Annotated in this window: 19 protein-coding genes and 1 pseudogene; 15 read left to right on the top strand and 5 right to left on the bottom strand. The window is 45.8% G+C overall.

The annotated features are described in order from the left end of the window. Positions 1 to 9 precede the first annotated feature (9 nt). The 10 genes and pseudogenes from GKR61_RS13090 (at position 10) to GKR61_RS13050 (ending at position 11,873) form a co-directional block, all read left to right on the top strand. Positions 10 to 1,452 carry a hydrogenase 4 subunit D gene (locus GKR61_RS13090; protein WP_036949173.1) on the top strand — a complete coding sequence of 481 codons (1,443 nt, stop codon included), beginning with the start codon at positions 10 to 12 and terminating at the stop codon, positions 1,450 to 1,452. Between the two features lie 12 nt (positions 1,453 to 1,464). Continuing rightward, complete coding sequence (gene hyfE / locus GKR61_RS13085) at positions 1,465 to 2,115, top strand: hydrogenase 4 membrane subunit (RefSeq protein ID WP_154599975.1); 651 nt, start codon at positions 1,465 to 1,467, stop codon at positions 2,113 to 2,115. 4 nt (positions 2,116 to 2,119) lie between these two features. After that, entirely contained in the window at positions 2,120 to 3,700 is a 1,581-nt protein-coding gene (locus GKR61_RS13080; protein WP_154599974.1) for a hydrogenase 4 subunit F, read from the top strand. Position 3,701: 1 nt separating this feature from the next. Further along, a complete protein-coding gene (locus GKR61_RS13075; RefSeq protein WP_036949178.1) occupies positions 3,702 to 5,435 on the top strand; it encodes a hydrogenase large subunit in 1,734 nt (577 codons plus the stop codon). A 12-nt stretch (positions 5,436 to 5,447) separates the two neighbouring features. Beyond that, a complete protein-coding gene (gene hyfH, locus GKR61_RS13070) occupies positions 5,448 to 5,999 on the top strand; it encodes a hydrogenase 4 subunit H (RefSeq protein ID WP_036949180.1) in 552 nt (183 codons plus the stop codon). Next, positions 5,996 to 6,778, top strand: a complete 783-nt coding sequence (locus GKR61_RS13065; RefSeq protein ID WP_154599972.1) for an NADH-quinone oxidoreductase subunit B family protein — start codon at positions 5,996 to 5,998, stop codon at positions 6,776 to 6,778. The genes hyfH and GKR61_RS13065 overlap by 4 nt, the downstream gene beginning before the upstream one ends. Continuing rightward, a pseudogene (locus GKR61_RS17740) lies at positions 6,771 to 7,175 on the top strand (formate hydrogenlyase maturation HycH family protein); the annotation flags it as partial. The gene GKR61_RS13065 and the pseudogene GKR61_RS17740, both read left to right, overlap by 8 nt. A gap of 120 nt (positions 7,176 to 7,295) precedes the next feature. Beyond that, positions 7,296 to 7,748, top strand: coding sequence for a hydrogenase maturation peptidase HycI (gene hycI, locus GKR61_RS17735; protein ID WP_154634725.1), 453 nt, complete (start codon positions 7,296 to 7,298; stop codon positions 7,746 to 7,748). Positions 7,749 to 8,628: 880 nt separating this feature from the next. Next, the gene (gene fumC / locus GKR61_RS13055; protein ID WP_154599970.1) at positions 8,629 to 10,077 is read left to right on the top strand and encodes a class II fumarate hydratase; all 1,449 of its coding nucleotides are present in this window, start codon (positions 8,629 to 8,631) and stop codon (positions 10,075 to 10,077) included. A 41-nt stretch (positions 10,078 to 10,118) separates the two neighbouring features. Beyond that, the gene (locus GKR61_RS13050; RefSeq protein ID WP_154639831.1) at positions 10,119 to 11,873 is read left to right on the top strand and encodes an NAD-dependent malic enzyme; all 1,755 of its coding nucleotides are present in this window, start codon (positions 10,119 to 10,121) and stop codon (positions 11,871 to 11,873) included. 173 nt (positions 11,874 to 12,046) lie between these two features. Here the strand turns inward: GKR61_RS13050 and hybG are convergent, their stop codons facing one another. The 3 genes from hybG to hydN are packed head-to-tail and all read right to left on the bottom strand — an operon-like array spanning position 12,047 to position 13,238. After that, positions 12,047 to 12,319 (bottom strand): hydrogenase maturation factor HybG, encoded by a 273-nt coding sequence (gene hybG / locus GKR61_RS13045; RefSeq protein WP_036949187.1) that lies wholly within the window; start codon positions 12,317 to 12,319, stop codon positions 12,047 to 12,049. 18 nt (positions 12,320 to 12,337) lie between these two features. Continuing rightward, positions 12,338 to 12,679, bottom strand: a complete 342-nt coding sequence (hypA, locus tag GKR61_RS13040; protein WP_036949189.1) for a hydrogenase maturation nickel metallochaperone HypA — start codon at positions 12,677 to 12,679, stop codon at positions 12,338 to 12,340. A gap of 10 nt (positions 12,680 to 12,689) precedes the next feature. Next, positions 12,690 to 13,238: an electron transport protein HydN gene (gene hydN / locus GKR61_RS13035; RefSeq protein WP_154639833.1), complete on the bottom strand. Its 549-nt coding sequence runs from the start codon at positions 13,236 to 13,238 to the stop codon at positions 12,690 to 12,692. A 510-nt stretch (positions 13,239 to 13,748) separates the two neighbouring features. Between hydN and GKR61_RS13030 the strand changes: the two genes are divergently transcribed. After that, complete coding sequence (locus tag GKR61_RS13030; RefSeq protein WP_272537330.1) at positions 13,749 to 15,344, top strand: sigma 54-interacting transcriptional regulator; 1,596 nt, start codon at positions 13,749 to 13,751, stop codon at positions 15,342 to 15,344. Between the two features lie 448 nt (positions 15,345 to 15,792). Here GKR61_RS13030 and fdhF read toward each other — a convergent pair whose 3' ends face one another. Beyond that, a complete protein-coding gene (fdhF, locus tag GKR61_RS13025) occupies positions 15,793 to 17,940 on the bottom strand; it encodes a formate dehydrogenase subunit alpha (RefSeq protein WP_154599969.1) in 2,148 nt (715 codons plus the stop codon). Positions 17,941 to 18,245: 305 nt separating this feature from the next. On the opposite strand from fdhF, the gene GKR61_RS13020 reads away from it, so the two are divergent. From GKR61_RS13020 to GKR61_RS13005, 4 genes are all read left to right on the top strand, one after another. After that, complete coding sequence (locus GKR61_RS13020; protein WP_036949195.1) at positions 18,246 to 19,964, top strand: lysophospholipid acyltransferase family protein; 1,719 nt, start codon at positions 18,246 to 18,248, stop codon at positions 19,962 to 19,964. Positions 19,965 to 20,135: 171 nt separating this feature from the next. Further along, complete coding sequence (locus GKR61_RS13015) at positions 20,136 to 20,888, top strand: ABC transporter ATP-binding protein (protein ID WP_154599968.1); 753 nt, start codon at positions 20,136 to 20,138, stop codon at positions 20,886 to 20,888. 14 nt (positions 20,889 to 20,902) lie between these two features. Beyond that, a complete protein-coding gene (locus GKR61_RS13010) occupies positions 20,903 to 21,883 on the top strand; it encodes an ABC transporter substrate-binding protein (protein WP_442959314.1) in 981 nt (326 codons plus the stop codon). A gap of 62 nt (positions 21,884 to 21,945) precedes the next feature. Further along, on the top strand, positions 21,946 to 23,598 hold the full coding sequence (locus tag GKR61_RS13005; protein WP_154599980.1) for an ABC transporter permease: 1,653 nt from the start codon (positions 21,946 to 21,948) through the stop codon (positions 23,596 to 23,598). A 42-nt stretch (positions 23,599 to 23,640) separates the two neighbouring features. Here the strand turns inward: GKR61_RS13005 and GKR61_RS13000 are convergent, their stop codons facing one another. Then, the gene (locus tag GKR61_RS13000) at positions 23,641 to 24,117 is read right to left on the bottom strand and encodes a carboxymuconolactone decarboxylase family protein (protein ID WP_036949199.1); all 477 of its coding nucleotides are present in this window, start codon (positions 24,115 to 24,117) and stop codon (positions 23,641 to 23,643) included. Positions 24,118 to 24,171 lie beyond the last annotated feature (54 nt).

The following is a 24,171-nucleotide window of genomic DNA, read 5'->3' as shown; positions in this document are numbered from 1 at the left end:
CGACGAAGCATGTTAGAGAATATTGCACTAGCAACCTTGATAATCCCGTTCATCGGGGCGTTGCTGGTCAGTGTGCTACCCACCCGTCTAGCGCCGTGGCTAAGTACCTTAGTGGCGTTGCTAGCCTCTTTGGGAACAGCGGCACTGGGCTGGCTCTATTTAGACGGCGGTAAGGTCGCCACCACACTGGAGTTAATTCAGACGGGTGATGTCGCGCTGTTCGGTTTTACTGTGGATGGCGTGAGCACGCTGATTGCGTTTGCGGTCGTGTTCCTCGGCTTCTTGATTTGCCTCTACTCAACGGGGTATCTCACTGAAGGAAACCGTGAGCACGCTCATGGACCCACTCGTCGCTATTACGCTTTCTTACTGATCTTTATCGGTGCGATGGCTGGGGTTGTGCTCTCTTCCACTATCTTAGGGCAGTTAGTGTTCTTCGAAATTACCGGTGGATGTTCTTGGGCGCTAATTGGTTACTACCAAACTGAAAAATCCCAGCGTTCAGCGATGAAAGCTTTGCTGATCACCCATGTTGGCTCACTCGGCTTATACATGGCGGCGGCAACCCTGTTTATCAGCACGGGTACCTTTGCTCTGAGCGCCATTGACCGTTTGAGTGAATCCCAAAGCCTGATCGTGTTTGGCGGTATTCTGTTTGCAGCATGGGGTAAATCAGCCCAGTTACCACTGCAAGCCTGGCTACCCGATGCGATGGAAGCACCCACCCCAGTTAGTGCTTACTTACACGCCGCCTCCATGGTGAAAGTGGGTGTTTATATCTTTGCCCGTGGCTTGATGTCTTCTACCCATGTGCCAGAAATCATTGGTTGGGTGGGTGTCGTGATGGCGGTCATTACGTTGGTGTATGGCTTTATGATGTACCTGCCGCAGAAAGACATGAAACGTCTGCTGGCGTGGTCAACCATCACGCAGCTGGCGTATATTTTCCTCGCTTTATCCTTATCCGTTTTCGGTTCCAAAGAAGCCTTCGATGGCGGTATCGCGTATATCTTCAACCACGCTTTTGCGAAAAGCCTGTTCTTCTTAGTGGCAGGTGCGCTGAGTTATAGCTGTGGTACACGTATGCTGCCGCGCTTACGTGGTTTAGCAAAACGCTATCCATTACTCGGTGTGGGCTTCTGTGTGGCGGCACTCGCCATCGCAGGTGTTCCTCCACTGAATGGCTTCTTCAGTAAATTCCCTATCTTTGCAGCGGGCTTCGCGCTGTCGGAACAGTTCTGGGTATTAACGCCAATTATGGTGTTGGTACTGATTGAATCTGTCGCGAGCTTTGCATGGTTACTGTACTGGTTCGGCAAAGTGGTTCCGGGTGAACCTAGCGAAGAAGTGGCAAACGGCAGCGCAGTTCCTTGGGCAATGCAGTGGGTTATCGGCTTACTGATCGTGATGTCCTTCTGTTCTAGTGTTATTGCCGTCATCTGGCTCGGTTAAGGGAGAGAAAGTATGACTGGTTCAATGATTGTAAATAATTTAGCAGGGCTGATGATGATCACGTCTCTGCTGGTGATCGGCGCGAAAAAGCCGGTGATCTCTTGTTGGTTTTATGCGTTGCAGTCGCTGGTGTTAGTGGCGATTTTCGGCACGCTTTCCTACACCTTAAATGCACCTGAATTGGCAATGTGGGCAGGTACCGCGTTTGCCACCAAAGTGGTTTTGGTTCCGCTGATTATGGGCTACGCCTTCCGAAAATTGTCTGACCCAACCGCGAACGGCGGGGTGATTAGCCCAGCTTGGTTGATGTTAGCAGCAGCGGTGATTGTGGTGCTGTGCTGGTTTGTGGTCGAGCCAATTAAATTGCCGTTGGCGGCGGATTTAAAACCTGCATTAGCGGTTTCTCTTGGGCATTTTATGTTGGGGCTGCTGTGTATAGTGACTCAACGCAATATTCTCAAGCAAGCCTTTGGTTACTGCCTCATGGAAAATGGCTCCCACCTAACCCTCGCGTTACTGGCGTATAAAGCCCCTGAGCTGGTGGAAATTGGTATCGCCACAGACGCCATATTTGCGGTGATCATTATGGCGGTATTGGCTCGTAAAATTTATCGCACGCTCAACACACTGAACGTGGATCAACTGACCGCGCTGAAGGGGTGATGAGATGAGTCAAACAATGTTATTAACCTTATTGATGGCAACTCCGCTGGTGATTTCACTGCTGGCGTTCGCCTGCCGCTTAATGGGTAACGGGGCAAAAATCCCCGTCACCTTGATCCATGCCATTGGGATCACGGTATTACTGGTGTTATCGCTCTGGATGGTTGGCACGATAGATAAAGTCGGTGACTTGCTGATGGCAGGTCATTGGATCCACCTTGATAGCCTCGCAGGGTTATTCCTCGCTATCTTGGGGATCGTCGGTTTCCTGACTGGCTTGTACTCTATCGGTTATATGAACCATGAAGTGCATGAAGGGGAAATCAGTGTTGGAACCTTATGTAACTATTACGGTTTCTTCCACTTGTTCCTGTTCACAATGCTGTTGGTGATCACCAGTAATAACCTGATTTTAATGTGGGCAGCGGTCGAAGCGACCACTTTAAGCTCCGCGTTTTTAGTGGGCATTTACGGTCAACGCTCTTCGCTGGAAGCCGCGTGGAAATACATCATTATCTGTAGCGTGGGTGTGGCGTTCGGTCTGTTCGGTACCATTTTAGTGTATGCCAATGCGGTGAACGTCATGCCGGATCCTGAAATGGCTATCTTCTGGACGGAAGTCCTGAAATATACCGACCTTCTCGATCCAACCCTGATGCACCTTGCCTTTGTATTTGTGTTAATCGGTTTTGGTACCAAAACGGGTCTGTTCCCAATGCACGCATGGTTGCCGGATGCGCACAGTGAAGCACCAAGCCCAACGTCGGCGCTGCTGTCTGCGGTGCTGCTGAATTGCGCACTGCTGATTATCATCCGTTACTACATCATTGTGACCTCATCAATTGGTGGCGAATTTACGCAAACCTTACTGCTGGTATTCGGATTAATGTCCGTGGCGGTGGCAGCGTTCTTTATCTTGGTACAAAAAGATATGAAACGTTTGCTGGCGTACTCCAGTGTGGAAAACATGGGATTGATCGCGGTGGCATTAGGTATTGGTGGACCTTTGGGTGTACTGGCTGCGTTGCTGCATACCTTAAACCACAGTTTGGGTAAAACCTTGCTGTTCTGCGGCTCCGGTAACGTTTTACTGAAATATGGCACTCGCGATATTACGGTGGTGAAAGGGTTACTGCGCACTATGCCATTTACCGCGGTGGTGTTTGCGGGTGGTGCATTAGCACTGGGCGGTATGCCGCCATTCAACGTCTTTTTAAGTGAATTTATGATTGTGGTGGCAGGGCTGGTCGCTAACCATTTCTGGCTAACCTTGCTGGTGCTGATCTTAATTACGGTGGTGCTGGGCGGGTTGATCCGCATGATCTCTAAAACCCTATTTGGCGAACAACCAGAGTGCGTAGCGCGTGGTGAGCTGGGCATTTTAACCACATTACCGATGGCGATTTTGATTGTACTGATGCTGGTGATGGGGACGTATATTCCTCAGCCTGTCAGTCGCTTACTGGAAAATGCCGCGACGATCGTGCTCAAAGACAGCGCGACAGTCGACCACCAAATTACCACCTTAAATTACCAATGGCCGTGGGGTGCAAGCACCTCCGAACCTTCATCGCAGGAGAAATAACGTGAGCTATCAGAATTATACAGATACCCTTCAGGGCGTTCGCAAAGGCGCGGGCTATCTGGCAAAAGTGCGCGAGAAATTTCCTCATGCCATGCTGGAAGAGGAGTGGCAAACCGCCAACCAAGTCACCATTACCGTCAAAACAGAGATGCTGCCAGAAGTGGTGGAATTCCTCTATTACGGCTGCGGCGGTTGGTTGCCGGTGTTGTGGGGGAACGATGAGCGTCCTCTAAATGGGCAGTTTGCGGTTTATTACGCACTGTCGATGGAAGAGGGGGAAAAATGTTGGGTGACGGTGAAAGCCTATGTCAGCCCAATCACTCAAGAATTTCCATCGGTTACACCGCGCGTACCTGCGGCTGTATGGGGAGAGCGTGAAATTCGAGATATGTACGGCTTACGCCCAGTGGGCTTGCCGGATGAGCGTCGTTTAGTGCTACCGGATGATTGGCCGGAAGACCTGTATCCGCTGCGCAAAGACACCATGGATTATCGCCAGCGCCCTGCGCCAACCACTGACACTGAAACCTACGAGTTTATCAACGACAGCAAAACTCAAAGCCGCATCGTGCCAATTGGCCCTTTGCATATCACTTCCGATGAACCGGGGCACTTCCGCCTGTTTGTGGATGGCGAGCGCATTGTGGATGCGGATTACCGTATGTTCTACGTGCATCGCGGAATGGAAAAACTGGCTGAAACCCGTATGGGCTACAACGAAGTCACTTTCTTATCTGATCGCGTATGCGGTATTTGCGGCTTCACCCACAGCGTGGCGTACACCACCTCAGTTGAGAACGCATTAGGTATTTATGTTCCTCAGCGCGCTCATACTATTCGTAGTGTGTTACTGGAAGTAGAACGCTTACACAGCCACTTGCTGAATATAGGTTTAGCGAGCCACTTCACCGGTTTTGATACTGGTTTCATGCAATTTTTCCGTGTCCGTGAAAAATCCATGACCATGGCGGAATTACTGACAGGCGCCCGTAAAACTTACGGTACCAACTTAATTGGTGGGGTTCGTCGTGACTTCTTAAAAGAGCAGCGCGTGAAAACCATTCAGTTGGTCAAAGAGATGCGCCAAGATGTGACCCAGCTGGTGGATATGTTGCTGAGCACACCAAATATGGAGCAGCGTACCGTTGGTGTCGGTCGCCTCGACCCGCAAGTTGCCCGTGATTACAGCCCTGTGGGGCCGATGATCCGCGCCAGCGGCTTCAAGCGCGATGTACGTTTTGATCATCCATTTGCTGACTATGGCAATTTACCAAAAACCTTATTCACTTTAGATGGTTGCGATGTCTATTCCCGCGTGATGGTACGCATTAAAGAGACATTGGACTCTCTGTCGATGATTGAATATGCCCTCGACAATATGCCGGAAGGTCCAATTCTGACCGAAGGCTTTACCTATCAGCCTCATAAATTTGCACTGGGCTATACCGAAGCGCCGCGAGGTGAAGATGTTCACTGGAGCATGCTCGGCGATAACCAAAAATTGTATCGCTGGCGCTGCCGTGCTGCCACTTACGCGAACTGGCCAGTGCTGCGCTATATGCTGCAAGGCAATACCGTTTCTGATGCGCCATTGATTATCGGTAGCCTCGACCCTTGCTACTCCTGTACTGACCGGGTGACGCTGGTGGATGTGAAAAAACGCAAAGCGAAAACCGTGGCATACAAAGAGCTCGAACAGCACAGTATCGAGCGCAAACATTCGATTATGAAATAACGGAGGGACACCATGTTTAAACTTTTCAAAACCCTTCGTAATGCGGGTACCGCAACGGTGAAATACCCGTTCAAACCGCTGGAAGTGGCTCACGGATTTAGAGGCAAACCGGAATACGACCCGCAGCAGTGTATTGCGTGTGGCGCGTGTATTTCCGCTTGCCCAGCCAATGCGTTAACCATGGAAACTGACTTAGAAAGTGGTGAACGCCGCTGGCAGCTGTTTTTAGGTCGCTGTATTTATTGTGCGCGCTGTGAAGAAGTTTGTCCGACTCGCGCCATTCACTTAACGGAAGAGTTTGAAACCGCAGTAATGAACAAAGCGGATTTGTACATGAAAGGGACGTTCCGCCTGCAACATTGTCGCCAATGCGGTGAGGCATTCGCCCCGAAAAAATCCGTGGAGTATGCCATGGCGCTGATGGTGGCATCGGGGATTGAGGAAGGCGGTATTGAAGCCCTGCGCCCAATGTATGAAACTTGCCCATCCTGTAAGCAAAAAAACAATTTATTGAATAATGATCGTCAGAACTTTCGTTTGCATATTCAGGGAGATAAATCATGAGTCTGCCAAATATCCCCGTAAACCATCACGTTAGCCAGCCTATCGTTCTCGATGAGCAGGTGGCAAAACTGAAAAGCACGCTGCTGAAAGATATTAAGCGTTCAGCCTATGTGTATCGCGTGGACTGTGGCGGTTGCAACGGATGTGAAATCGAAATTTTCTCGGCAATCACCCCCGTTTTCGATGCGGAACGTTTCGGGATCAAAGTGGTGGCGTCTCCGCGCCATGCAGATATTTTACTGTTCACAGGGGCAGTTACCCGTGCGATGCGCATGCCTGCACTGCGCGCGTATGAATCTGCACCGGATCCAAAAATCTGTATCTCTTATGGGGCTTGTGGTTGTGGTGGGGGGATCTTCCACGATCTGTATTGTGTCTGGGGCGGCAGCGAACACATCGTGCCGATTGATGTGTGGATCCCGGGTTGCCCGCCAACGCCAGCCGCGACTATTTATGGTTTCGCGGTGGCATTAGGGTTATTGAATCAGAAATTGGTTGGGCAAGATCACCGCGAAGCCGATGGGGAAAAAGTGGAGCTTTTACTGCCATCTATTCCTCTAGCCACTCGCGTGATGATCGAGCGTGAATCGCGCCGCCAAGCGGGGTATTACCAAGGTCGAGAAATCAGTGATCGCTTCCTGACGCTGCTCGATGGGGCAACCCCAAGCCAAGTGAAAGCCACGATGCAAACATGGATGGACGAGGAGCAAGACCCACGGTTGCGTGAGATTGTGAACCGCCTCGTGACCGTGTTGCAACAAGGGGGCATTAATGAGTGAGTCAGCGACTGAAACGGGGAAAGTAATTTTCTGGTCACTGCGCCAGAAGTTTGTCGACAGTGACGATGACGTGCCAGAAGATGCGCAACAAGTCATGTATTACTCACTGGCGATTGGTCACCATGTTGGGATGATTGACTGCCTTAAAACCGAGTTAGAGTGCCCGTTAGATGGCTTCCAAGCATGGGTGAATGCGCTTCCTGAAGGGGAGGCGCGTCGCAAATTACAGGGCTTGATCACCTTCGGCGAGATTAATATCGATTCTACCCACACTAATATGCTGGCGTTAGCATTAGATAGTTTCGCTAAAGACAGTAACTCGCCCTATCAGGCATGGAGCGCCACACTGATTCGATTGCTCGGTGAAATTGAGCGCGAGCCGGCAATATATTTGATCGTGAAACGGCAGCCGATGAGCGATGTCGCCAGACAAATTCAACCTTCCTTTTCAATGGAAGCCAAAGCTTCAGCGGAAAATCAGCCTCTTTCAGAAAACCCATCACCCGTGCAAAACCTGATGCTGGCGGTGGGCAATAGCATGATGGGGGATGATGGCGCAGGCCCAATGCTATTCGACCTCATGCAGCAAGCCCCGATTGATGGCTGGGTGGCAATTAACGGTGGCAGCAGTCCTGAAAGTGTTTCTCACCAAGTGCGAGCGTTAAAACCTCAGCGTTTATTAATTGTGGATGCTGCGGATATTGGTTTAGCACCTGGTGAAATCCGGGTTATCGACCCCGATGATATCGCTGAAATGTTTATTATGAGCACCCATAACCTGCCGCTGAATTTTCTTATCGACCAGTTAAAAGAGGATGTCGGAGAAATCATTTTCTTAGGCATTCAGCCCGATTTAGTAGGTTTTTATATGCCGATGAATGACAAAGTGGTTGCCGCCGTCGAGCAAGTTTATCAAGCCTTACCAACATGGGAAGGGGTAGGGGGATTCCGGTTATTTGAGGGTGAGTAACGATAAACTGGAAGCCTTTAATTAAAGGATAGAATATTAAGGGAATAAATAGACCGCGCTACAGGGATGCAGTGCGGTTTTTACTGAAAACCACAACTTTCCACCCTGAAAACTTGGTTATTCCTCTAAAATTGCGTAAATCCAGTGTTTAATATGGCATCGATATGAATATTAAACTCGTCACTCGTTTTGTGCGTGAATCTCGGTTCAATGACTAACTAAGGCGGGTATTATCACTATTATAAAGTGCTTCTCTTCAGTATTGTTGAGTTGTGATGATCTTTATTTTTGCATAAGCATAATTAAGGATGATTTTTTTGAGATTAATGCATATTAAACTGAAGATAAACTCATTGGGCATATCACCTTGTATTTTAAATGAATAACATGTTTTTAGCTCTTTTTTATAATGTTATGTATAATAAATATTATTATTTCATTTATATTTCAGTAGTTATTTTTGTTCTGTTGGTTTATTTTGTAATTCAAGTTTATTTAATTTAAATATTTAACTCAATAAATGAGTTATTTATTTTTATGTCAGTGATTTAACGATATTCTTAATATAATTAAATTATTCAATTTATTTTAATTATCATTAAAAGATAAGATTGATAATACATTATATTGTTTTTAATGCTATTTTGAAACTTTAGTCTTTATATGATTTTTGGATGAAATAGACAGTCTGTTTGCGATAATTATTTTTTATAAAAAATTGGCAGGTAATTTATTTTTTATATTTTAAACTACATTTTTGTTATCTTGATACCTTTAATGTCTTATTTAAACGTATGTTTGGTATTTGATGTTTAATTAATTCTTTTAACTTAGTATAGGAATTGCTCATATGTTTTATATTTAAAATGGAGTTATTGTAATGACAGATTATATTCTAAATAAGAGCATCCCTATTGGTATTAATGAAACAGGCACCCGTGAAGAATTCGATAGCATGGGAAAAGTAAATGTTCCTGCAAATCGTTATTGGGGGGCACAGACTCAACGTTCATTACAGCACTTTAATATTGGCGATGATTTAATGCCAAAATCGGTTTACCACGCGTATGGCTATGTAAAAAAAGCTTGTGCGTTGGTTAACTGCGAAGCAGGTCGATTAGCTGAATGGAAAAAAGAAGCGATCGTTATCGCTGCTGATGAAACTATTCATGGTCAATTGGATGAGCATTATCCGCTTTATGTATGGCAGACAGGCTCTGGCACACAATCTAATATGAATGTGAATGAGGTCATTTCTAACCGAGCTATTCAATTACTCGGTGGCTCATTAGGAACACAATTGCCCGTTGGACCCAATGATGATGTCAACATGGGTCAGTCTTCCAATGATACATTCCCTACTGCAATGCACATCGCCGCTATTTTTGCGCTTGATGAACAATTAATTCCGAGCATTGAAGATTTAATTCAACTTATTGAAAAGAAAGCTGATTCGTGGATGGCTGTCGTTAAGATCGGTCGTACCCACCTCGAAGATGCAGTGCCTTTAACCGTGGGACAAGAGTGGCACGGTTGGGCGGGTCAATTACGCGATGCGCTAGATGACATTAAACGTAGTCAGCAAGATCTTTATAAACTTGCTGTTGGCGGCACGGCTGTTGGTACAGGATTAAACGCGCCAAAAGGCTTTTCAAAAGATGTCGCAGATAAGATAGCGGAATTAACTCAAAAACCGTTTATAACAGCACCCAACAAATTTACGGCTCAAGGCTCTCTTGATGCATTAGTTCGCACACATGCGGCTATTCGCGGACTGGCAGTGGCACTGATCAAAATTGCGAATGATATGCGCTGGCTAGCGTCGGGTCCTCGTTGTGGTTTCAGCGAATTAATATTGCCATCTAATGAACCTGGTTCATCTATCATGCCCGGCAAGGTCAACCCAACCCAATGTGAAGCGATGGTCATGATTGGTATTCAGGTTATGGGGAATGATGCTGCGATTGCGATATCAGGTAGCCAAGGTAATTTTGAATTAAATGCGATGAGACCGGTAATTATTAATAACCTCCTGCATTCCATTCGTATTATTTCTGATGGTTGTCGTAAATTTATGGAATATTCAGTAGAAGGCACTGAATTAAATAATACGAAAATAACCGAGTATGTGGACAATAGTGTCATGTTAGTGACGGCATTATCCCCAATTATTGGTTATCAAAATGCAGCGCATATTGCTGAAAATGCAATAGCGAAAAATATCACATTGAAAGAATCTGCAATCGCTTCTGGAAAAATAAGTGAAGAAGATTTTAATAAATATGTTAATCCGATTGATATGACAGGAAATGGTCTATCTGGCGCGTAGTTTTCTCTGAATTATAATATTTAAATTAAAAGGTATTAATTATGTATAATCGACAAGCTAAAGTTGTTGTGGAAAATAACATTCGTAAAATTAAAACCACTGCAAGAGGATATGAAGTATTACGCGATCCATCATTAAATAAAGGAACGGCTTTTACTGAAGAAGAACGCAAAGCGCTGGACTTAAATGGTATTCTTCCTCCTGTTGTAACTGAGGATATGGAAACACAATTAAACCGTGCTTATCACGCTTACCGTGGATGCCATTCTGATTTAGATAAACATATTTACATGTGGCGTTTGCACGATAATAACGTGACATTGTTCTATGCATTATTACAACGTCATATGCTGGAAATGCTGCCAGTTGTTTATGACCCAGTTGTCGGCGATGCTATTGAAAACTATAGCGAGATTATTACTCGTCCTCGCGGGATCTTCCTCAGTATTAATGAACCTGAATTAATCGAAGAAAAGCTGCGTGCATTCGGTGCTGAAGGTGGTGATATTCGATTGATCGTGACCACTGACGCAGAAGAAATCTTAGGTATCGGAGACTGGGGTTCTAATGGTATCGATATTTCAGTCGGTAAGCTGGCTGTTTATACTGCCGCTGCGGGTGTAGATCCTCACAGTGTTATTCCTGTTGTTCTCGATGTCGGGACTAACAATGAAAAACTGTTAAATGATCCATCGTATGTGGGTAATCGTCATGAGCGTATTCAAGGCAAAGTCTATGACGATTTTGTTGATGCTTATGTCAAAGCGGCAAGAAAGCTATTTCCAAATGCAGTGATGCACTGGGAAGATTTTGGTTCAACAAATGCGCGTCGCATTTTGGATAAATACAGAGCGAATTTCGCGACATTTAACGATGATGTGCAAGGCACGGGTGCCATTGTATTGTCGGGCTTATTGAATGCGGTGAAATTAAGTAAAACGCCTTGGACGGAGCAAAAGGTGGTTATCTTTGGTGCAGGAACTGCGGGTTGTGGTATTGCAGACCAAATTCGTGACCAAATGATCCGTAGTGGCCTATCTCGTGAAGAAGCCATTTCTCGCATTTGGTTAATTGACTTGCCGGGACTACTGACAACTGACATGGTCGACAGCTTACTGTATTTCCAAAAAGATTATGCGAAAAACAGCCAAGATGTTGCCAATTATCCAAGAAAGATTGTTGATGTTTCTGTTGAAGCACAAACCCGCTGGCCGGATATGGCGGATATCCTTGCGAAACAGAATAAAGCTAAAGGTATTATTGACTTAGCAACAGTTGTCGAGAATGTAAAACCAACAATTTTAATTGGTACATCAACCACTCCGGGTGCTTTCACTCAAGATATCGTTCGCAGCATGGCAAGCCACGTTGAACGCCCAATTATTTTCCCATTATCAAACCCAACATTACTGCATGAAGCAACACCACAGCATTTAATTGAATGGACTGAAGGTAAAGTGTTTGTGGCAACGGGCGCGCCATTTGATGATGTGATGTATAACGGTGTTTGCTACAAAATCGGTCAGGCAAATAACGCTGCGCTTTATCCGGGACTAGGCTTCGGTGCTATCGTGTCTAAAGCCACTAAAATTACCGATGAAATGATTTTTGCCGCAGTTCAAGCCGTGGCAAGTCAAGCAACATTAGGCTCAGAAGGTGCATCGTTATTACCATCGAATGAAGATTTACGTATCACTTCAAGTATCGTTGCTCTTGCTGTTTTACGTATGGCGAAAAGCCAAGGCGTAGCAGGGGTTAACGCCAGTGATTCTGAAGTCGAAATGGTGAGAACATAATCTTGGTGGCCAGTTTATGTGCCAGTTGAAGCTATCTAATTACAGAGTGTGATTGATAGTTTGATTGAGTAAAACGGTAATTAATGAAACCTGACACAAAAGTGTGTCAGGTTTTTTTGATGCGTAAAAAGGTGCAAAATACAAAAAGCAGTGGGGGGAATAAACACGTGCTATCACGCGTTTCCTCGCAGAAAATACCCTACATCTTCCTCAACTTCTTCCATTGCCATTAACGCTTCTAAGGTATCTCTAGCTTCTTTTTCATCAAGAATACTCATGGCGAAACCGACGTGAACTAATACCCATTTACCGACCATGCTCTCGGTATCCCCTTCGCATACGAGGGCAATATTCACTTCACGCTGGACACCACAAACATCCACTTGGGCACTATCCATGGGGGTTTGACCAACGGCAACCACTTGACCGGGAATACCTAAACACATAACTGGCTCCTAAACGGGTTATTCAACTTCAATCTGCTTCACTTGCATGGCGCTAGCACTGTCGACAATTAAATTTTGGCTGCCGCAATGGGGGCATCCTTCACCAAATTTGGTTATTTGTACCTGATACTGACAATCTCGGCATTGTGCTTGTGCAGGGGAAATCACGATATGTAATTCGGCACCTTGGGCGAGGGTATTACGGCAGATAATATCGAAACAAAAATGCACGGCGGATTCCTCTACGCAAGAGACGGCGCTGAGTTCTAACCACACACCCGTCACCCGCCGAGCATGGTTGCGTTTAGCGTGCTGTTCAATAATCTCAAATGCGCTTTGGCATAAGGCAACTTCATGCATTTGTCATTCCTTAAGACAAAATATCCGCTGGATTTTCAAAGGCTGCGCGACGACGGCGTTCCTTGATAATTTCATCCATTTTATTTCTGTCGACGACCATTAAGGCTTCTGTAGGACAGACTTCTACGCAAGCTGGTCCACCTTCACGGGTATGGCATAAGTCGCATTTATGCGCCTCAGCACGATACTGTGGAATGGTATTGAGTGCGGTGGTGTGCTGTACAACTGGGCGGCTAATCACTTCCATGGTGCCGTAAGGGCAAGCGATAACACAGGTTTTGCAACCAATGCATTTAGATTGGTCTACATACGCGAAATCATCTTTACGGCTGATGGCGCCATTAGGGCAAACATTGGCACACGGGGCGTCTTCACACTGGCGACACACCACTGCTGTGCTGACGGTATAGCCTTTGAGTACATGAATACGTGGAAAAAACTCATCTTTTACAACGGTGGCAATCCCTGTTTCTTGCTCTTGGTGGGAGACCACACAAGCCACTTCACAGGTGTGACAGCCAATGCACTTCTTTGGGTCTGCAATGATGAAACGGTTCATCATATTCTCCTGAATGATCGTAAACGGGCATGGGATCCGGTTTATTTCGGTTGCCTCGTCTTATCCTGACAATACCTAGAGATAAGCATGGATCGTGCCAAATTCGTTAAATAAATTAATTTAATAAAATCATTCGGTTAGATATTATAGGGTAATCACGAAAAAATAGAAATTTCATATTCGACACGGTTTTCGACATTATTGACGAGAGGCATGAAATCGATATTAAGCAGATATTGGGTTAAATCAGCCAATATCTAAAATAGGTGAATGGATCAAACTTAAATCAGACTCTGATATTATTTTTTCAAATAATGACTACAATATTAGTATTAAATCAAAAACAGCAATCGCATTAATCACAGTATTAAACTTTTTTATTTTTATTATTGATAAATAAGTCGTTTATAAATGAAAATTTAAAACTCTAACTAATTCTCATTATTGTTAGTCAGAAAAATAAATAAATGACTTAGCAATGTAGCGGATTAGGACGAGATTGGAGATTTTGTGAGCATATCCGAAACCACCGAACAAATTCGTCATGAACGTGACCAATTCAGGATCCTTGTGGACATCACTAACTCAGTGCTTTCTCATCTTGAAATGGATGGGTTAGTGGCTGAAGTTTCGCGAGAAATTTACCGATTTTTTGGTATTAGCCAAATTAGCGTTGCCCTTTGTGATAATGTCAGTTCCGCGGTTTATCTTTGTTATTCAAGCCATTATCAACGCTCAAAACCGGTTAAAAAAAGCCAGTATCATCTTAATGAACTGCATGCGGATCTCGCTCAAGTCTTAGAGAGCAACAAACCGCTGCGCTTAACGCTCGATAGTCAAACTCAAGACCCTCTGTATCAAAATTTGTGTGCTGAAGGGATGACGGAAACTTTGCTGTTACCGTTGGCATTCAATCATAAGCCATTGGGTGTTTTGGTATTATCTCATGAAGATGACCGGATTTTCACCGAAGATAGCTGCACTTTGTTGAAACAAGTGGCGGCACGCTTTGCAATAGCCGTAGACAATGCCGCAGCGTATGGCGAGATCACGCGCCTCAAAGATAGCCTGAAAAATGAAAATTTATGGCTCAATGAGCAAATCCAAAACACCAATAGTTTCAGCGAAATTGTCTTTCAAAGTCAGGCGATGCGTGAAGTGCTGGAACAAGTGGATTTAGTAGCGCGTAGCGATAGCACTGTGCTCATCTTGGGTGAAACGGGTACTGGTAAAGAGTTAATTGCCAGAGCCGTTCATCAGCTTAGCAATCGCCATCAACGTTCACTGATTAAAATGAATTGTGCGGCGATTCCGACAGGTTTATTAGAAAGCGACCTGTTTGGACATGATAAAGGCGCATTTACAGGTGCGACGAGCACCCATATTGGTCGCTTTGAAATGGCGGACAAAAGCACGCTGTTTTTAGATGAAATTGGCGATATGCCATTGGATTTACAACCAAAATTATTACGTGTTTTGCAAGAGCGTGAGATTGAGCGCATTGGTGGCAATAAAGTTATCCCTGTGGATGTGCGCCTTGTGGCAGCGACCAATCGCAATTTAAAGGCGATGACGGAAGGCCGAGAGTTTCGTGAAGACCTCTATTATCGTTTGAATGTGTTCCCGATTGTTATCCCGCCATTACGTGAGCGACCAGAAGATATTCCGCTGCTTGCGACCTATTTTACCAAGAAAATGGCGCAGCGTATGAACCGTAAAATTGATTGTATTCCTCGCGATGCATTGGCGCAGCTATCCTTGTACCCATGGCCAGGCAATGTACGAGAACTGGAAAATGTGATTGAACGTGCCGTGATTTTAACCCGTGGGAATACGCTGAATATTCAATTGCATGAGTTAAATATCCCAAAGCCATCTCGTATTAAAGAAGCTCTGAATAAGCCCAGTGCATTAGAGCGAAAAATGCAGACGGATGCACCAGAGAGCGACGATGATGAGCGAAACCGCATTATTGAAGCACTGAAAGCCACCAATGGGGTGGTTGCCGGAGCGAGAGGAGCGGCTATGAGATTGGGATTAAAGAGAACAACGCTGTTGTCGAGGATGCAGAGACTTGGGATTAGTGTTCAAGATCTATTCCAGTAATCTCTTAATCTCGTCATAATTCGCGCTGTGGCGTTGTTGGCTGGCCTTGCTAACTCGAGTCACATACTTAATCTCGTCATACTTCACGCCGTGGCGTTGTTGGCTATCCTTACTAACCCTAGTCACATACTTGTGTATGCTCCTAGGGCTTAGCTGCGTCTGCCGCCTAGCCACAACGCGAATTATTTAGAGATTGGAGAGTATTAAAAAAACAGAAAAAAGAAAAAGGGAAAAAAGAATTGAAAATAAAGGATGTTGATTATTTTGTTGGAAGGTTATTTTTTTATTAAATAGTTTTTAATGGCGATTAATATTTTATTTTAATCACTTATTGAAGGGCGATGTTTATTATCGCTATGTGATTTTTAATATCGGTAGCTTTTAATATAATTTGCACTGTAGGTCTGCTTTATAGACGCATTCCTACAGTGCAAAGCGTCAAAATAAACTACAAACCTTCGGCTGCCTCACGTAAGCGACGCTTGATCCCCGTATACTCCTGAACAACATAATGCTCGGCTTTATGTTGATCCGCGATTGGCTCAATACGCACCGCACAATATTTGTATTCTGGTGTTTTGGTTATTGGGCTTAAGTTCTCGGCGACCAGTTCATTACAAGCACCAATCCACCACTGATACGTCATATATACAGCGCCTTTATTTGGGCGGTCGCTGATATTTGCGCGAGTGATGACTTTACCTTGTCGTGAACAGACCCAAACCAGTTCCTGATCTTTAATGCCCAACGCTTTCGCATCGGCTGTATTGATCTGAACAAAACCCGGTTCGTCAGCAAGAGATGCGAGGGCTTTACAGTTACCGGTCATAGAGCGGCAAGAGTAGTGACCCACTTCACGCACGGTGGCAAGAACCATTGGGTACTCAGTACTGACTTGGTCGATTGGTGGGCGCCATTCGCAAGTAAAGAATTGACCTCGACCATTTGGTGTATCGAAATTACCACCTTCATATAGGTACTCGGTGCCTTCACTTTCTAATGTACGGCATGGCCATTGAATGTATGCCAATCCCGCCATTTTCTCGTAAGTCGCACCAAAATAAATCGGGCAAAGCTCACGTAGCTCATCCCAAATTTCTTTGGTGTTGTTGTAGTGCATTGGGTAGCCCATTGCAGTTGACATTAAACTGATGATTTCCCAGTCAGTTTTCACATCCCCCACAGGTTCAACTGCTTTATAGAAGCGTTGGAAACCACGGTCAGCTGCCGTATAGACACCTTCATGTTCTCCCCAAGACGTTGCTGGGAAAATCACGTCTGCAATCGACGCGGTTTTGGTCATAAAGATATCTTGCACGATTAACAGCTCAAGTTTGTCGAACGTGCGGCGAATCGTTGCTAAATCCGGCTCAGTTTGTAGTGGATCTTCACCCATCACATAGTGCGCTTTTAGAATACCTTCATCGATAAAGTGAGGGACTTCACTCAGCGGAATACCATTTTCATCCGGCATAGCGTCAATGCCCCAGAATTTGGCGAATTTATCGAGAGCCGCTTTATCCGAAACATACTGATAGCCCGGTAGCGTGTTCGGTAAAGCCCCCATATCGCAGGCACCTTGTACGTTATTTTGACCACGTACAGGACCCACACCCACATGCGGCTTACCAAGGTTACCAGTGAGTAATGCCAAGCTGGTGAGAGACTGAACAGTTTCCACCCCTTGATAGAACTGAGTGACACCCATGCCCCATAAAATGGTGGCATTTTCAGCTTTAGCGTACATCCGTGCGGTTCTGCGAATATCTTCAGCTTTGATGCCAGTGATCTCTTCAACCGACTCAGGGGTATACGGCGCCACTAATGCACGATATTCGTCGAATTTGTCGGTATGTGCCTCGATAAAGGCATGGTCATACAGATTTTCCTCGATGATAACGTAGGCTAACGCATTCAATAACGCGATATTCGAACCATTTTTCAGTGGTAAGTGAATATCTGCAATACGCGCGGTTTCAATATAACGCGGGTCGCAGACAATAATTTGTGCCCCTTTTTCTTTCGCTTTTAAAATCCGGCGAGCGACAATAGGGTGTGAGTCCGCGGCGTTATAACCGAAGACAAAAATACATTTGGTATCCTCAATTTCAACAATTGAGTTGCTCATTGCGCCATTACCGACCGAACGCTGCAGACCTGCAACCGAAGGGCCGTGTCAGACACGAGCACAGCAGTCGATATTGTTACTACCGACCGCTGCACGAACAAATTTTTGCATCACGAAGTTAGCTTCGTTACCCGGACCGCGGGAAGAACCTGTCGTCATGATGGCTTTTGGACCATATTTTTCTTTGATTGCTAATAAACGGGAGCTTGCAAATTCAATGGCTTCCTCCCAAGAAACGACCTCTAATTTGCCACCACGCTGACGGCGGATCATCGGGTTTTTTAAACGCGGCGTTAAAATTTTCGTGTCATGAATGAAGTCCCAGCCATAGTAACCTTTCAGGCAAAGTTCCCCTTCATTTGTGTGACCATTTGCGCCTTCTGCGCCAATGATCTTCCCGTTCTCCACCTTCAGGTTGATTTTACAGCCTGAGGCGCAATACGGGCAGACGGTGATGACTTTTTCCATCAACATTGCTCCTCTATTTTTGTGTAGCGGTTTCCCGCTCTTTCAGGAGAGCTAATGCAGGGTTTGTGCCAGTTTTTTTAGCGGAGATTGAATTTGTAATTAACTGAATAAAAAGGAAATATTTTTAGGTAAAAAGTAAACAAAAGCTAAATGGAGAGGAAATCGTCAAAAGTGTCGAGGGTTTCTCGGACAATGACGTATAGTTCTTGCATAATTTATTTCATAATCTTGTCACAAAGTGGTTATTTATTCGTCATTATTATGACTTAAATTTGCCAATAACGCGCATGTGAGAGGACTTCATTATGTTTAGTGTTGATGCTTTACTGGAAAGTGCTTTTCCGCAGCAAACACTGCCCGCTTGGAAACGGAAATTATTAAAGCGTTTACTACATGAAAGAGATTTCCAGCAGCTTGCTGAAGATTACCCACATCTAAAAGGGCTCGATCTTGTCGAGCAATTTATGAATGATTTGAATGTCCGTTGCGAATTAGGCGACGGGGATTTAGAAAACATCCCAAGCCAAGGTCCGGTTTTATTTGTTGCAAATCATCCGATTGGCTCTCTTGATGGGCTCGCCATTTTACGCGCAGTCGCAACGGTTCGACCAGATGTCAAAATCGTTGCCAATCAAATGCTCAGTTACCTTGAGCCACTTCAAAGCTTATTTATTCCTGTTGATAATGTTGGCAACCGCACCAACCGCCAGCAAGTCGTCGGTATGCAATCTCATCTTGATAACCAAGGAGCTTTGGTTGTTTTCCCTGCGGGGGAAGTATCTCGCTGGAGCACGAAAGGCATTAGTGATTGCCATTGGCGCACGGGTTTTTTACGTTTAGCCGCCAAATCTCGCGCACCGATTGTTCCTGTGCATGTGCAAGCTCGTAACAGCCTGCTGTTCTACACAACATCCTTGGTGTATAAGCCACTATCGGCTTTGATGCTGGTGAACGAAATGTTCAAGCAGCGCAATAATCGCATCAAATTACGTATCGGTGGGCGCATCCCGTTTTCTCAATGGTATGACGGGCGAACGAATGATAATGAGCTGGCAGAGCGGTTTCGTCGTCATGTGTATCTGCTAGGTAAAGGAAAAGCGGGGCTGTTTACCTGTGAAGCCCCAATCGCGTTACCCGAAGATCGTATTGAACTGAAAAAGGCTTTAGCGGCTTGTGAGCAACTAGGCGTGACTCCCGATGGTAAAATTATTTACCTTTATCAGCGTCAGCAAGAAGAGCGAACGCCAATTTTACGTGAGCTAGGACGATTGCGGGAAATCGCATTTCGTGCGGTGGGGGAAGGCTCCGGTCGACGCCGTGATCTCGATAGTTTCGATGACGATTATTACCATCTTATTTTATGGGATGAAGAGGATTTAGAAGTGGTGGGCGCATACCGATTTGTGCCGACGGAGCAGCAGCTAGAGAAAAAAGGGTTAGAGGGGATCTACAGTAATAGCCTGTTCCACTATAACCAAGACATGATGCCTATTTTGGCTCAAGGGATTGAGTTAGGGCGCAGTTTTATTCAGCCTGCCTATTGGGGTAAACGCGGCTTAGATTATCTTTGGTTAGGTATTGGCGCGTATTTAGCGAAGTATCCGCAATATCGTTATCTATTTGGTCCAGTGTCTATCTCTGGAAGCATGCCCGTTGCTGCGCGTGATTTACTGATTGCATTTTATCGCCTCTATTTTTCCTCTGAGTTGGCAATGGCGCAATCTCGTAAGCCTTACCCGGCATCACTACCACAGGTTTTAGCTCAGTTTGATGGTAATAATTACCAAGAAGATTTGGTGAAGCTAAAAAGCTTACTGAGCAATATTGGCTGCTCTATTCCGACGCTGTATAAACAGTACACCGAGCTGTGTGAGCCAGGTGGGGTGCAGTTTATTGATTTTGGTACCGACCCTGCGTTCAACGACTGCATCGACGGTTTAGTTTTGGTGGATTTAAGCCGCTTAAAACCGCAGCGTTATCAGCGTTATATTGCAGTCCATCAAGCGCAATCGACGACTGAATAAAATGACGGGAAGGGTGAAAAGACTCATCCTTTCCTGTTTTATTTATACTATTAATAGTTCCGCCAGTATTATTCACCCTGTCATTATTCCATCATAAATTTGTCATCTCACTGACCCATTCCTTTCGTAGCATCCTCGATAACGATTAAGTCCCAAAGAGGATAACAATGTATGTTAAACGCACTCTCTTCATTGAATGGGAGTCAGGATGCTTTTCAAAAAGCTAACGCAGCGAATGCGCAATTTGCTTCGCAGCATCCGATGATTTCTATTCACAAACTCTCTCAAATTTTTGCTCATCAAACGGTGTTGGATGGGATTGATCTGACTGTTGCAAAAGGCTCTATCTTAGCGCTATTAGGTCCCTCTGGTTGCGGTAAAAGTACCTTATTGAAGCTGTTAGCGGGGTTATTGCAACCAAGCTCAGGTGAGATTTTCTTGAATAAAAAGCTGGTCGCAAGTTCCCAGAGACTTGTCCCGCCGGAACAGCGCAATCTTGGTATGGTGTTTCAAGATTATGCACTTTGGTCGCACATGACCGTATTTCAGAACGTGGCATTTCCTTTACGTATGCGCAAAGTGGCGAGTCAAGCGATAGAGGATAGGGTGAACCAAGCCTTAGAGCGGGTTGGATTAGCGGGGTTTGCTAAGCGTAAACCTGCCGACCTTTCAGGCGGACAGCAGCAACGGGTGGCATTAGCCCGCGCCATTATCGCGGAACCTGAAATTTTACTGTTTGATGAACCCCTTTCTAACCTCGATGTTGCCTTGCGCCGTGCTCTGTGTGATGAGATGGCGCAGTTACTTCGTTCACTAGAAATTACCGCCGTTTATGTCACGCACGATCCGGCTGAAGCCCATGCATTGGCGCATCAAATTGCCCATATCCAAAACGGCAAAATAGACAGTTTGACCACCTTATGAAGAGAGACTCTGTTATGCAAAAGCTAATGTTATCAAATCATTTTTCCATGAAAGGTATCGCAATGAGTTTAGGATTATCCTGTGCACTATTTTCCGCTTCTTCCCAGGCATTGACCGTCTATACCGCAGGTCCAGGGGCGATGGCAAAACAGTTAGCGGCAGGGTATGAAAAGCAAACGGGCGTGAAAGTGGATGTTTTTCAGGCTACGACAGGTAAAGTGATGGCGCGCTTAGAGGCGGAACAAGCCAACCCGCGTGTGGATGTCTTGATCTCTGCTTCATGGGATACCGCGGTAGACCTTCAACAAAAAGGTTGGTTACTGGCGTATGAAAGCCCGAATGCCGAAAAAGTGCCTGCGCAATTTAAAACGCCATACTATGTGGCGCAAGGGATCTCCGCATTGGGGATCGTTTGGAACAGTAAAAGTGGCACGCCGAAACCAACGGACTGGGCAGATTTAGCGCAGCCCGTCTTTAAGGATAAAGTCACCATGCCAGACCCGGCATTGTCAGGGGCATCGTTAGACTTATTGTTGGGATTACAGAATGCGAAACCAGAAGCCGCATGGACACTATTCTCTGAATTAAAAGCCAACGGCATGGTGATTTCTGGTCCGAATGCGCAAGCGTTAACGCCTGTGTTGCAAGGAGCAAAAGCGGCTGTATTTGGTGCAGTCGACTATGTGGCTTATGGTAGCATCGCGGAAGGTGAATCCATCGAGGTGATTTTCCCAAGCAGCGGAACGGCCATCGCACCACGTCCAATGATGATTTTAAATAGCAGTAAACAGCAAAATGAAGCCAAGGCTTTTATTGATTACGTGCTCTCCCCTGAAGGTCAGAAAATCGTGGCAGATGCCTGGTTGATGCCAGCCAGAATGGATGTTGCCGGTAAGCGCCCTGATTTTTCGACGTTAACACTGTTGCCAGAACCGACCACTGATAGTGCAGAGCGCAGCAGCGTGTTATCTCGCTTTAGTGGGATTTTCCGCTAACGGTTTTCTCTTCCTCGCCGCTGGGTGGCATTAGCGACCCAGCAGGAGCTGATTTTCTGATGATGACTCGTCGTTTATTGCCATTCTCGATCTTAATCGCCTTGGCGATTTTAGTGATTATTCCCTTGAGTTTTATTGTGTTACAAGCGCTATTTCCGCATTTTGGACAAGGGGATTTCAGCCAAATTTTCCAACCGATTATCCATCTATTTAATGAACCGGAACTGGCAAATTTACTGCAAAATACGCTTTTACTGGGTTTAGGTGTGGCGCTGGTGAGTGCCGTGATAGCCATTCCATTAGGGGCTTTACGTGGGTTATTTAACCTGCCTTTTGCCCGTATTTGGGACTTACTATTTTTGATCCCATTTTTAATTCCACCGTATATTGCAGGGCTTTCATGGATGTTAACCTTGCAACCGAATGGTTATTCTCAGCAATTATTTGGTATTAGCCCCGGCAGCGCGCTATTTTCCCTTGGGGGAATGGTGGTGATTATGTCATTGAATTTATTTCCCGTTCTTTACTTTGCGGTATCTCGCAGCATGGCTGCGAATGGCAACCGGCTGGCGGATGTGGCGCAAGTTCATGGGGCATCCGCATGGCAGGCATTTATGCGAGTGACATTGCCTCTCTCTTTGCCCTCGATTGCCGCTGGTTTATTGCTGGTCTTCACTTTAGCGATTGAAGAGTATGGGATCCCCGCAGCGATTGGCTCGCCGAATGGTATTCGGGTTCTGACAACGGATATCGAGCAGCGTCTTGCCGATTGGCCGATAGATTTACCGGGAGCAGCATCGCTGTCATTGGTATTAGCCAGTTTGGCGCTACTGGCTTACACCTTACAGCGTTCGTTAGTATCTGGGCGCAATGTGGCGACGAATACGGGCAAAGCCGCGGCATTGGTGACACGCTCATTGGGTATTTGGCGTATTCCCGTGGTGTGTTTGTTTTCTTTCGTGGCGCTTTGCGCGGTTGGCATGCCGTTACTGGCTATGTTTGGCACGGCATTTTCCAATACGGTTTCTGGCGGATTGACGCTGGATAACCTAACGCTCCGGCATTTTTCTGGGCTATTAAATAGCCATACGGAAGCCCTCGATGCCTTATTGACGAGCGTTTCTCTCGCAACGGCAACAGCGATATTGACGGGGATATTGGGTTTTTTATGTGCATGGCTGGTCGTCGCGCAGCGGATCCGTGGAGCAGCCTTACTGGATGGGCTTTCATTGCTGCCAATTGCCATTCCCGGCATTGTGGTCGCAGTGGGGCTTATTTTGGCGTGGAATCAACCGTTTTGGCCCATCACGCCTTATCATACTTGGGGAATTTTATTGCTCGCTTATAGTTGCTTATTACTGCCTTATCCCGTGCGTTATTGCAGTGCGGCATTCACGCAAATTGGCGGCAGTTTATCCGATGCGGCACGGGTTCATGGCGCAGGGTTAATGACGTCACTGAGACTGATTTTATTTCCGTTGGTTTTACCGAGTTTAGTGGCGGCGATGATGTTGGTGTTTGCGGTGGCATCACGAGAGCTGGTTTCCTCGTTGTTACTGGCGCCTGCGGGTATGCAAACCGTGTCGATTTTTGTTTGGCGCCAGTTTGAGCAAGGTTCCATCGGCAGCGGTATGGCGATGGCCTGTCTGGCAGTATTGATAAGCTTAACCTTGATGCTGTGCGCGCAATTTATTCAGCAGCGGTATAGCCGTTAATCAACCATCCCAAGGGCGATATTCACCTTGGGATGCACGATTTTACAAACTCGATTTAGGAATTGGTGGCGCAAATTGCAGAGCGCCCGCGATGCGGTTCCAAGCGTTAATCGCCCCAATCGCTGAGGTTAGAAACGCAATTTCGGATTCAGTAAATTCATTCTGTAGTGCTTGATAAACATCATCAGAAACATGCTGAGCAGCCATTAGCGTTAGTGATTCTGCCCAAGAAAGCGCCGCTTGTTCGCGGGGAGTATAAATACCGGCATCACGCCAAGTTGGTAAAAGATCCAATTTAGCGGCTTCAATCCCTAATTTACGGGCTAAGTTTAAGTGATACTGCAAGCAAAACGCACAGCCGTTGATTTGGGAAACGCGTATTTTCAGTAACTCAGTGAGCGGTTTTTCAAGCCCTGAATTGCTAACGGCTTTTCCCAGTTCTCCCATCGCAGCAACGACTTCAGGGGCGATTTTTTCAAACTGATTCCAATCACTTCTTCCAATAATTTCAGGTTTCATTCTGTGCTCCAAACAGATAATATAAGAACTCTGATAATAATATTCGAATTCTTA

The organism is Providencia sp. wls1916, from assembly GCF_009706585.1.
GTDB classification, from domain to species: domain Bacteria; phylum Pseudomonadota; class Gammaproteobacteria; order Enterobacterales; family Enterobacteriaceae; genus Providencia; species Providencia lanzhouensis.
Note: the sequence above shows the minus strand (reverse complement) of the source record. Positions and strands in the feature narration are given on the sequence as shown.

Coding starts and splice junctions, on each gene's coding strand:
- hydN (WP_154639833.1), bottom strand. CDS start 13,238: ATGAACCGTTTCATCATTGCAGACCCAAAGAAGTGCATTGGCTGTCAC.
- hybG (WP_036949187.1), bottom strand. CDS start 12,319: ATGTGTTTAGGTATTCCCGGTCAAGTGGTTGCCGTTGGTCAAACCCCC.
- GKR61_RS13050 (WP_154639831.1), top strand. CDS start 10,119: ATGTATAATCGACAAGCTAAAGTTGTTGTGGAAAATAACATTCGTAAA.
- GKR61_RS13065 (WP_154599972.1), top strand. CDS start 5,996: ATGAGTCTGCCAAATATCCCCGTAAACCATCACGTTAGCCAGCCTATC.
- GKR61_RS13015 (WP_154599968.1), top strand. CDS start 20,136: ATGTTAAACGCACTCTCTTCATTGAATGGGAGTCAGGATGCTTTTCAA.
- GKR61_RS13020 (WP_036949195.1), top strand. CDS start 18,246: ATGTTTAGTGTTGATGCTTTACTGGAAAGTGCTTTTCCGCAGCAAACA.
- GKR61_RS13080 (WP_154599974.1), top strand. CDS start 2,120: ATGAGTCAAACAATGTTATTAACCTTATTGATGGCAACTCCGCTGGTG.
- hyfH (WP_036949180.1), top strand. CDS start 5,448: ATGTTTAAACTTTTCAAAACCCTTCGTAATGCGGGTACCGCAACGGTG.
- GKR61_RS13010 (WP_442959314.1), top strand. CDS start 20,903: ATGCAAAAGCTAATGTTATCAAATCATTTTTCCATGAAAGGTATCGCA.
- GKR61_RS13000 (WP_036949199.1), bottom strand. CDS start 24,117: ATGAAACCTGAAATTATTGGAAGAAGTGATTGGAATCAGTTTGAAAAA.
- hypA (WP_036949189.1), bottom strand. CDS start 12,679: ATGCATGAAGTTGCCTTATGCCAAAGCGCATTTGAGATTATTGAACAG.
- hycI (WP_154634725.1), top strand. CDS start 7,296: ATGCTGGCGGTGGGCAATAGCATGATGGGGGATGATGGCGCAGGCCCA.
- GKR61_RS13005 (WP_154599980.1), top strand. CDS start 21,946: ATGACTCGTCGTTTATTGCCATTCTCGATCTTAATCGCCTTGGCGATT.
- GKR61_RS13090 (WP_036949173.1), top strand. CDS start 10: ATGTTAGAGAATATTGCACTAGCAACCTTGATAATCCCGTTCATCGGG.
- hyfE (WP_154599975.1), top strand. CDS start 1,465: ATGACTGGTTCAATGATTGTAAATAATTTAGCAGGGCTGATGATGATC.
- fumC (WP_154599970.1), top strand. CDS start 8,629: ATGACAGATTATATTCTAAATAAGAGCATCCCTATTGGTATTAATGAA.